The following is a 10314-nucleotide window of genomic DNA, read 5'->3' on the forward strand; positions in this document are numbered from 1 at the left end:
GTTACACACCTCTCTGATACTTCTTGTTGATTTCTTCGACTGCGTCGCTCAGTGAGACTTCCATTTGCTCCCCTAACGTTAAGTCCTTTATGACGAGGACATTTCGGGCAAGTTCTTCTTCGCCTAGAATGAAGGCATAGCGTGCACCTTGGCGATTAGCGGATTTAAGTTGGTTTTTAAGACTTCGACCCAGTAAATCCATACCCACAGGCATACCTTGGCTCCTCAGTGTACTAAGGAGAGCAAAGCCCTCAGTTTGGGCTTTCTCGCCTAGGGCAATAAGCATCCCAAACAGCTTAGGTTCCTCTTTAGGAAGCTTGTCCTGCACTTGAAGCGCCGCTAAGACCCGCTCAATTCCCATCGCAAAACCGATGCCCGGTGTTGGTGGTCCACCTATCTCTTCAACCAGCTTATCATACCGTCCGCCTCCACAGATGGCGCTCTGTGCTCCAATTTCCTCAACCATAACTTCAAAAGCTGTCTTCGTATAATAATCCAGCCCTCGAACTAAGCGGGGATTGACTCGATAGACCACTCCTGCCCTCTCTAAGATGGCTAGAACTCGTTCAAAGTGTGTACTGCAGTCTTCACAGAGGGTATCCTTTGTTGTGGTTGCCCCTGTCGTTACGGTTTGACAGGAGGGGTTCTTGCAATCAAGGATGCGCAAAGGGTTTCGATCAAACCGTTCCTGGCAGTCATTACAAAGCTCGCCTTTTCGAGTGGCCAAAAATTCCTGAAGTTGTTCACGGTGCCTTGCCCTACAAATCGGGCAGCCGACTGAGTTAACATGAACTTCTAGCCCAACTAGTCCAAGCCGTTGATATAAATTCCAAACTAAGCTAATTACTTCTGCGTCCACAATTGGTTGGTCGGCACCTAATACTTCAACACCAAATTGATGGAACTGACGAAACCGTCCGCTTTGCGGCCGTTCATAGCGAAACATAGGTCCGATATAGTAGAGCTTTACAGGTTGAGGTTGACCGTAAAGCTTGTCCTCCACGTAAGCACGACAAACTGAAGCCGTCAGTTCCGGACGAAGGGTCATAGAACGGTTCCCTTTATCAAGGAAGGTATACATTTCTTTTTTTACAATATCTGTAGTTTGCCCAACCCCTCTTTGAAAAAGTTCTGTCGCTTCAAAAATTGGTGTCCGAATCTCTTCGTATCCATAATCGCGGCAAACCGAACGAATAGTTTCTTCGAGATATTGCCATTGCTCGATAGTACCAGGCAATAAATCTTGAGTCCCTTTTGGACGCTGAATTGCCATATTTAAATTCCTCCCTTGAATCTAATAATCGCTAAATTAATGAAACCTCATCGAGATCTCGGTGTCGGAAGTTGTCATTCCAACATTTATTCGAGGTAAGTTACTCAAAAAAAGTCCTCGTTCCTCGCTTTGCGCAAGGGACGAGAACTTCTCGTGGTGCCACCCTAATTGACGGAATTTCTCCGCCCACTTTTCAGTCGTTAACGAGACTATCCGATGCAAAAAACCCCCATTTTGGTTGTCCTGCCGTGTATCTTTCAGGCTAGTTCCAGTCTTTGCAAGCCCTCCCTGGAGAAAGATTAAAACGGTTTTGTCCAAAAGGTTTTACGAGTCTTCAACATGCTAACATTATTTATCCCAACATCTTGGCCTATATCAATGTATTTTATCAAATTCAATTCTTATTTGTCAAATATTTATCAGCTATTTCTGTAATTTATTGGTACTTTCGATTATAAGGTTTCATTCACTACTAGTCTAGAAAAGGATTATCCCGTTTTTCTTCTCCGATACTGGTCTCTTCGCCATGGCCAGGGAAAACCCGGGTATCATCAGGAAGAATTAAGAGCTTTTTCTTAACTCCATCTAATAATTGATTCATTGATCCACCCGGAAAATCAGTTCTGCCAATTGATCCAGCAAAGAGAGTATCTCCGCTTATTAACCCATCAGAACATAAAAAACAAACACTACCAGGAGAGTGCCCTGGGGTTGCTATGACTTTGATTCGTTGGTTACCAACTATAAGCTCTTGTCCATCACTAAGTAGGAGATCCGCTTTATTGAGAGCAAGTCCCGGTCCAAAGTAACTAGAGAGGTTTTTTCGTCCATCTGTAAGCATCCCTGCATCACCCGTATGGATCCCAACTTGTACATCCCCCAATAGCTCTTTAAGCTCATCTACCGCACCAATGTGATCTACGTGGCCATGAGTAAGCAGAATATATTCTACTTTAAAACCTTTTTCTAAGATCCAACGATAAATACTTTTTCCATCAGCACCAGGGTCAATAACCACTGCTTTTTTAGTCTCCATACAAGCGTACAAATAACAATTTGCTCCCATGGAACCCATGGCTCGTCCTTCAATCATGAAAAATCCCTCCCTAAAATGTCTTTTTACTGTCTAAAAGTATAGTCACTGGTCCATCATTAACTAGCTCAACGTCCATTTCTGCTTGGAAGACACCTGTCTCTACCTTGATTCCACGACTGCGAATTCCCTCGACGCTCTGATCAAATAGGGCTTTAGCCCGTTCAGGTGGGGCCGCGGTAGAAAAGCTTGGACGCTTACCTTTACGGCAATCACCATAGAGGGTAAATTGAGAAACTAAAAGGATTTCTCCTCCAACATCTAGTACGGAGCGGTTCATTTTTGCTTCCTCGTCTTCAAAAATCCGCAAACCGACGATTTTATCAATCATCCAGCTTATGTCTTCCGCTCCATCCTCCTGTCCCACTGCCAACAAAACCAAAAGTCCTGCAGAGATGGTTCCCACTTTTTCCTCATTGACGGTCACTGAGGCGCGTTTAACACGCTGAACAACACTACGCATCTTCGCTTCCCCCTGAGTGGATTCGCTTTACCTCTGTGATGTCTTTGACCTTACGAATTTTATGCATGACCATCTTTAGGTGCTCCACGTTTCTAATTTCAATGCGCAATTGGATATGCGCAATATCCCCTTTACCTACACGAGCATTAATACCTAGAATATGTGTACGAGTATCTAAAACTGTATTCATAACCTCCGTGACCAAACGCGGTTTATCTCTCCCATAAATTTGAATATCGACGGGATAGGTAGAATCTACTTGTTCCGCCCACATAACTTCCACGATTCGGTCACTCTCGTCTTGAGAATGACTCAGTACATTACTGCAATCCCCACGATGAATGGAAACCCCTCGTCCTCGCGTAATGTAACCCATAATTGAATCTCCCGGTAGAGGATTACAACACTGTGCAAAACGAATTAAGACGTTATCCACACCTTTAACCCTCACCCCATGTGAGGCTTTGCCATAGGATGTCTGAGTTGGGGGCTTGCCCTCTCCCTGTTGGAGAGATTCGAGCTGTACTCTTTCACGTTCTTCTTTGGTCAGATCTTCGCGAAGGCGCATTAGCACCTTATTTGTCGTAAGTACACCGTCTCCTATGGAAGCGTACAAATCATCTAAGCCTACAAAGTTTTGGGTCTTCCCAATCGCCATGAGGCTTTCTGGTTTAAGAACATCGAGGGGATCAAGCCCCAGCTTGCGGACCTCACGTTCCAAACTTTCACGCCCGCGAATGATATTTTCTTCTCTCTGCTCTTTCTTAAACCATTGACGAATCCGATTCTTGGCTTGTGAGGTTTTAACAAAGGATAACCAATCTCGGCTTGGCCCACCCCCTTGCTTCGGCTTCGAGGTCAGTATTTCGAGAATATCCCCGTTGTTTAACTTTGTCTCAAGAGGAACAATCCTGCCGTTAATTTTAGCGCCTATACAACGATGCCCAACATCAGTATGAACGCGATAAGCAAAATCAACTGGACAAGAACCTGCTGGAAGTTCCACCACATCTCCCTTAGGGGTAAATACAAATACGGTATCGGCAAATAAATCAATTTTGAGCGACTCCATAAATTCTCCGGCATCTCGGGAATCATGCTGCCATTCCAGCAGTTGACGCAACCAAGAGAGCTTTTGATCAAAGTTTACGCTCGCCGTTTTGTTACCGCAATCTTTATTGTTCGTTGACTTGTTACCACATTCTTTGTTGCTGCCTTCCTTGTACTTCCAGTGTGCAGCAATCCCATATTCGGAGGTACGATGCATCTCACAGGTTCGGATTTGGATTTCAAAGGGTTCTCCATGGAGCCCAATCAGGGTCGTATGGAGAGACTGATACATATTGGGTTTTGGCATGGCAATATAGTCTTTAAAACGGCCCGGTATAGGCTTCCACATAGTATGAATGATTCCCAAAGCACCATAACAATCGTTGACAGAGTCAACAATCACGCGTATAGCCATCAAGTCGTAAATTTCGCTGAGTTCTTTATTCTGAGTGGTCATTTTTCGGTAGATACTATAAAAATGTTTTGGACGCCCTGCAATGTCCGCATAAATTTCTACTTCGTCTAATCGTTCCCGCATTTGTACTATAACTTCGTTAATATAAGCCTCTCGTTCTCTCCGTTTAAGGGCAATTCCTTCAACTAGGTCATAGTATTCTTGCGGTTTCAAGTATCGAAAGGAGAGATCTTCCAGTTCCCATTTAATCCTAAAAATCCCCAATCGATTGGCTAACGGAGCGAAAATCTCCAGGGTTTCTTGGGCAATTTCTTTCTGTTTTTCAGGCGAATGATACCTTAGGGTTCTCATATTATGAAGGCGATCAGCTAGCTTAATAAGTATAACGCGGATGTCTTTGGCCATGGCTAAAAACATCTTGCGTAAATTTTCGACTTGTTGCTCCACCTTGCTCTTATATTCAATTCGGCCAAGTTTAGTCACACCATCAACAAGCAGCGCAATTTCTGATCCAAATACCTTCTCGATATCTGAAAGGGTAAATGCCGTATCTTCCACTACATCATGAAGCAAGGCTGCGGCAATGGTTGCTTCATCCATCTCCAGTTCAACCAAAATCTGGGCAACTTCCAGTGGATGTAAAATGTAATCTTCCCCGGAGATGCGAAGTTGGTTTCTATGGGCCGCTTCAGCAAACTGATAGGCCTTGTCCACAATAGCTAGACGTGCTTGTGGAGATTTCTTTTTCATTTTTACCAGCAATTCCGCGAAGGACATGGGTAAACTCCTCTCATTCGCCAATGAACTCTAATACTCCACCAAAGAAAAAACAGGATAATCCTTCAGCTTCTCCCGTCCATTTAAGAACGTCAGTTCTATTAGAAAGCCCATCCCAACGACGTCTGCCCCAATCTTCTTCATTAAGTTTGCCGTCGCAAGGGTTGTTCCACCTGTCGCTAACAGGTCATCGACAATCACGATTCGTTCGCCAGGTTGGATAGCATCCGCATGGACTTCTAATGAATCAAATCCATATTCTAAGGCATAGGTTTCTACAATGGTTTTGGCAGGCAATTTACCAGGCTTGCGAACTGGAACAAAGCCCTTGCCTAAGGCATAGGCCACTGGAGCACCGAATAAGAAGCCTCGCGCTTCGGGACCGACAATCACGTCAGGCTTCCAGGGCTTTATTCTTTCGACTAAGTCATTAATTGCAGCCTGATAAATTTCACCGTTTTTAAGCAACGTCGTAATATCCTTATACGAAATCCCTGCCTTAGGGAAATCGGAAATTACGCGAATATGATCTCTCAAATCCATGATTATTCTGCCGCCTTTCTTTTAGAGCAAATATAGTAGAACTATTAGTCTTGCTATGAAAGCAACTCAAGTACTATGTCATCCTGAATGAGGGACGACTGAAGGATCTAGATCCTTCGCTGCCGCTCAGGGATGATAGAATAATCTTTATAGCTGAGTCAAAACGATGGATTAGAATGATGCTTCTAGCAGCTGACGTTGAAATTCAATTGCCTTCTCAAAGCGTACTCTCGCCAAACGATAGCGTACAGAGGAGTCAAGCTCTAGTTTTTTCTGAGCTGGAATCCATTCTAGAACAACCTTATCCGTTCCCCCCAAGCAACGGATAAGCCCCAACTCTTCAAATATCTTTAAAGCAGTTTTCTCTCTCCCTTGTAATTTAAGGTCAGCAACCCAATGAAAAGGATTAGCTTTCTTGGATTCAGCAAGCAAATCACGATAAAACTGCACAAGTTTTTCGCGAGATATAAAAAAACAACGCTGATGAACCATTTCCTCAAGAGGGAGTTGAAATCCTGCCAGAGCAATACGAAAAATTCCTAACCTCCACAATTTTTCGACTCCTTCCTTGAAATCCTCGTCCGTAAGGGGTACTCCGAGTATCAGACCGAGATCCTTTCCTGGTTTGTTATCCCTAACTTGATTTAAGCGTTCATCATTCCCAACTCGCAGGATTGGTTCGCTTCCAGTGTTGTCCCAAATCCATAATTGTTCATAATCATCTAGGGGCCACTGCTCTCGAGGCAAATTACGCCAATCCAGCCAATCTATCTCGGGTTCTTGCTGTGTCGCTGCAATTTCCTTACAAACCGTTCCACTGTCATCGTCTTGAATTGTTTGTTTTAGCCAGTTTGCCACAGTCTGGATATCTTTAATCATTAATTGCACTTCGTCTCGCCCTCGATAGGTATTCCAATCCAGGACAAAGGCTGCATCGATTGTTTGGCTTCCTTTGAGCTCTTCTAAACGTTCTCCGAGCCTAAAGGCAATTCCTTCTTGCTCACCTTGAGAGCCAAAACGGAATTTAAGATGATTCTGCTCTTTGCCAACTGCACTGACTGAATGCACGGGAATTCCTTTACAGGCCAGAGTCGGCCCCGGGTTTCCAAACCCAAAGGGAGCTATTTGTTCCAGTTGACGGAGCAGTTCCCCCGAAACAGCGTCAAGAGTCACCTGACAGTCAATTCTTAAGACTTCTTGAAACATACTTTCTTTGAAAGCTAAAGCTTGTTGATTAAGACCTTCTCTAAGCTTCCCAATATTCTCTGTTAGGAGAGAGAATCCTGCCGCTTGCTTATGCCCCCCAAACTTTGTCAATATAGCAGCTTGAGTGCTCAACTGTTCCAGCACAGGGTAACCTGGAATTCCACGAGCTGAACCCCTCGCTTCGTCTCCATCCTCCGCAATCATAAAAACCGGACGATAATAACGTTCTACTAAACGGGACGCCACAATTCCTATTACCCCATGGTGCCAATGGTTTGCTGAAAGGACAATAACTCTCGGTAGAGGTTCCTGCTCCAATAGAGCAATCGCTTCCGCCAGGATTTCCTTCTCAGTTTCCTGACGAGACTGGTTTTCCCGAGTTAATTGACGGGCCAGCTCATTGGCACGCTCTGGATCTTCCGTTAGTAGAAGTTCCAGACCCGCCCGGGCACTATCCATTCGTCCAGCTGCGTTAATTCTAGGCGCCACCATAAAACCAATTTGACCTGCTTTAAGGGATTTATTTTTTAAGCCGCACTCCTCAAGAAGAGCATCTAATCCTGGGTGAGTGGTTGCTTCCATTTGACGTAGACCATGATGGACTAGGACTCGGTTTTCCCCTACCAAAGGAACTAGATCTGCTATGGACCCTAAAGCCACTAAATCCAAAAATTCCATTTCAGTATGTATACCAACTTCATTATTTCCTAAGGTTTGCAATAAGGCTTGAGCTAGTTTAAACGCTACTCCAACCCCTGCTAAATCCCGGAACGGATATCCTGAATGCTCAAGCTTAGGATTTATAATTGCAAAAGCCTCCGGAAGAATTTCAAGTGGTTCATGATGATCTGTAATAATGATGTCAATATTTAACGACTTTGCCAGTTCCACTTCCGAGACCGCAGTGATCCCACAGTCAACGGTAATAAGCACTCTTACACCTGCCTTAGCAGCACGTTCAATGGCCTCAGAATGGAGCCCATAACCCTCGTCTTGGCGATGAGGAATATAGGCTACAGCCTGTAAACCCAGATCAATAAGAACTTTATATAATAAGGTAGTACTGGTAACACCGTCTACGTCGTAGTCGCCATAGATAAGTACCTTTTCTTTACGCTTTAAGGCTAAAGACAAGCGCTCGACTGTTTTTAACATATCACAAAACAAAAATGGTGAGTTTAGATTCAAGAGAGTTGGCCGCAAAAATTCAATAGCCTTTTCAGGCTGGTTCAAGCCTCTTTGAACCAATATTTCAGAGACGACAGGAGAAATCCCTAAAGCTCTGCTCAATGTTTCCGCCCTTTGTCCGGAAGGATGCTGTACCGACCATATGCGTTTCACAAATATATTCCCCCAGACTTTCATATTGTACACGCTGGTATTGCTACTCATTGATACCCGGTTTCTGATTTCTAATCTCCGAGTTCTGTAAACGGCATCGCTGACAAGAGGAAGCTAGTCCGTCCTCAACAGGACATGCCACATCCCTGCTGCTGCAAGGTTCTGCATGAATTAAAACAAAGGTTACTGACAATTTCTGACTGATTTCCTCTTCAATCCTGTCACATAGTTCGTGAACGTCAACAATTGGAGTGTACTTAGCAACAACCAGATGTAAATCGACATGTCTTTCCGGTCCGGCCTTTCGAGTCCGGAGCTTATGAAATTCAACAAATTCATCCGCATAGAGCTGAAGAACTTCGGCGATAATCTTACGTTCCTCATCGGGCAAACTGACATCCACAAGGGGCGCAAAAGCTTTCTTTGTCAAATCAATGGCTGCCCTTATGATCATGAACGCGACACCGAGGGCTATGATGGGATCTATTATTGTCCAACCAGTAATCTTTATCATCAGTAACCCTACAAAAACACCGCCAGAGGTATATACATCTGTTCGCAAATGCAAAGCATCCGCTTCTAGGGCCACAGAATCAGTTCGTTTCGCAACTTTCATAAGTCGTGTAGATACAATCATATTCAGGATCGCTGATATTCCCATGATAAGCAAGCCTAGTCCTAAGCCTAGATCCGAGACATGTCCTCCGTGACCGAGTATAATTTCTTGGATCTTCTGAATCGATTCAATGATAATCATCAGGGCAGCAACAAATATTAACGCCGCCTCGATGGTACCAGAAACATTCTCTATCTTTCCATGTCCATAGGCATGACAGGAATCTGCAGGTTTACCTGACCTTTTCACTGCAAAAAGCGCAATAAAGGCAGCTACCAAATCGATACCTGAATGAATTCCTTCAGATAAGATACTCACGGAACCACTGAATAATCCAACCGCAACTTTAGTTACGGTTAATAAAATGTTCGAAGCGACAGATAATGAGGCGACCTGTGTTTTCTCATCCACGACTTCACTCTCCTAATACCCATTTTGTTTGGGTTAAAGCTTAAGGTACATAAAAATAGGACCCCTTACAAAAAGGTAGTCCCGCAGATTTCCTCCGCTGCTTCAATGTCGAAGCCCAGCTAGTTGCCTGACACTAATAAGTTTATGTATAAGATATCAAATATTCGACTTAATAGCAAGGTTTTTGTTATAGTTTACTCAAGCATCATCCTTATGCTCTAGGTGAGTTTATGAGCTAAATTGTTAAGAGGTTCCCGTAGATGATCCATCCCAACCCCATAACCATCCGCAAAATTGTTGGTGCAAAACTCCATATTACTTTACTATTCTTGCTTTTAGGAATTATACCCATGCCAAATACCAAGGCCCAAAGGATAATGGCTACAATTGGCGTAACAAATGCACCAAAAAAAACCAAACTGGTCAATCCCCCCACAAGCCCACCCACAATTTGACTTTTGTTGGCTATTCTACCCACAATAAACAGTAGCAAAATCCCGATGCATCCTCCAACGAGGAGGGGGATTTCCCAATACCAAAACTGCGCTGCATCATGGGTCAGGTAGTTAACTCCACTTAAAGTGGCCATTGCCACAACCGTTCCCCTAATCCCTCCAAAGAAAATCATTCCTGCAGAGAGAAGAAGAACTCCCTCTAGTATTACAAGTTGTATGAATCCCAAGAAACTTCTCTCCCCCACCACTACGTTCGTAGTAGTATATCCCAGTAAGTACCAATCTAATCTATAGTACTAAGTGAGATGCTGGTTATACGAATTTCATTAAAGACTCCTCTCTAATATAGTTAGAATTTATTACCTAAATGTAACTAATCTACCATTATATTCATAATTTATATTAGCACTAGTATCAAGCTACTGATCTTCAGCGAATGAGTAACGAGAATTAGAAGGAGGTTTTCTTTATGTGGTGGGGACGTCGATGGGGTTGGGGTTTCCCATGGTTCGGTTTCGGTTTTGGTCCTTGGTGGGGCTTCCGTCGTTGGTGGTGGTAAGGCTTATCAACTTCAAACATTTGGACTACTACTCTGATCTCTTTCACAAGCTTAATAATTTCTTATAAATTATCATCTATAAAAAAGCGCTGTTATTTACTAGCGCTTTTTT

General features: G+C 43.7%; 8 protein-coding genes. All 8 read right to left on the reverse strand.

Going from position 1 to position 10314, the window contains the following annotated elements:
• Nucleotide 1: 1 nt before the first annotated feature.
• Nucleotides 2-1273, reverse strand: a complete 1272-nt coding sequence (gene hisS / locus HGJ98_RS10715; protein WP_291351205.1) for a histidine--tRNA ligase — start codon at nucleotides 1271-1273, stop codon at nucleotides 2-4.
• Nucleotides 1274-1745: 472 nt separating this feature from the next.
• Nucleotides 1746-2366: an MBL fold metallo-hydrolase gene (locus tag HGJ98_RS10720; RefSeq protein WP_291351207.1), complete on the reverse strand. Its 621-nt coding sequence runs from the start codon at nucleotides 2364-2366 to the stop codon at nucleotides 1746-1748.
• A 13-nt stretch (nucleotides 2367-2379) separates the two neighbouring features.
• The gene (gene dtd / locus HGJ98_RS10725) at nucleotides 2380-2829 is read right to left on the reverse strand and encodes a D-aminoacyl-tRNA deacylase (RefSeq protein WP_291351209.1); all 450 of its coding nucleotides are present in this window, start codon (nucleotides 2827-2829) and stop codon (nucleotides 2380-2382) included.
• Complete coding sequence (locus HGJ98_RS10730; protein WP_291351211.1) at nucleotides 2822-5071, reverse strand: bifunctional (p)ppGpp synthetase/guanosine-3',5'-bis(diphosphate) 3'-pyrophosphohydrolase; 2250 nt, start codon at nucleotides 5069-5071, stop codon at nucleotides 2822-2824. Before HGJ98_RS10730 ends, dtd begins: the two co-directional genes overlap by 8 nt.
• 30 nt (nucleotides 5072-5101) lie before the next feature.
• The gene (locus tag HGJ98_RS10735; protein ID WP_291351213.1) at nucleotides 5102-5614 is read right to left on the reverse strand and encodes an adenine phosphoribosyltransferase; all 513 of its coding nucleotides are present in this window, start codon (nucleotides 5612-5614) and stop codon (nucleotides 5102-5104) included.
• A 171-nt stretch (nucleotides 5615-5785) separates the two neighbouring features.
• Nucleotides 5786-8161 carry a single-stranded-DNA-specific exonuclease RecJ gene (gene recJ, locus HGJ98_RS10740; protein ID WP_291351215.1) on the reverse strand — a complete coding sequence of 792 codons (2376 nt, stop codon included), beginning with the start codon at nucleotides 8159-8161 and terminating at the stop codon, nucleotides 5786-5788.
• Nucleotides 8162-8204: 43 nt separating this feature from the next.
• Nucleotides 8205-9188: a cation diffusion facilitator family transporter gene (locus HGJ98_RS10745; protein ID WP_291351217.1), complete on the reverse strand. Its 984-nt coding sequence runs from the start codon at nucleotides 9186-9188 to the stop codon at nucleotides 8205-8207.
• Between the two features lie 235 nt (nucleotides 9189-9423).
• On the reverse strand, nucleotides 9424-9870 hold the full coding sequence (locus HGJ98_RS10750; protein WP_291351218.1) for a hypothetical protein: 447 nt from the start codon (nucleotides 9868-9870) through the stop codon (nucleotides 9424-9426).
• Between the last annotated feature and the right edge of the window lie 444 nt (nucleotides 9871-10314).

Source organism: Desulfosporosinus sp. (assembly GCF_014237355.1).
Taxonomy (GTDB): domain Bacteria; phylum Bacillota; class Desulfitobacteriia; order Desulfitobacteriales; family Desulfitobacteriaceae; genus Desulfosporosinus.

Excerpts from the sequence above, each read along its gene's own strand:
- HGJ98_RS10720 (WP_291351207.1), bottom strand. The coding sequence starts at position 2,366 with ATGATTGAAGGACGAGCCATGGGTTCCATGGGAGCAAATTGTTATTTG.
- HGJ98_RS10730 (WP_291351211.1), bottom strand. The coding sequence starts at position 5,071 with ATGTCCTTCGCGGAATTGCTGGTAAAAATGAAAAAGAAATCTCCACAA.
- HGJ98_RS10735 (WP_291351213.1), bottom strand. The coding sequence starts at position 5,614 with ATGGATTTGAGAGATCATATTCGCGTAATTTCCGATTTCCCTAAGGCA.
- hisS (WP_291351205.1), bottom strand. The coding sequence starts at position 1,273 with ATGGCAATTCAGCGTCCAAAAGGGACTCAAGATTTATTGCCTGGTACT.
- dtd (WP_291351209.1), bottom strand. The coding sequence starts at position 2,829 with ATGCGTAGTGTTGTTCAGCGTGTTAAACGCGCCTCAGTGACCGTCAAT.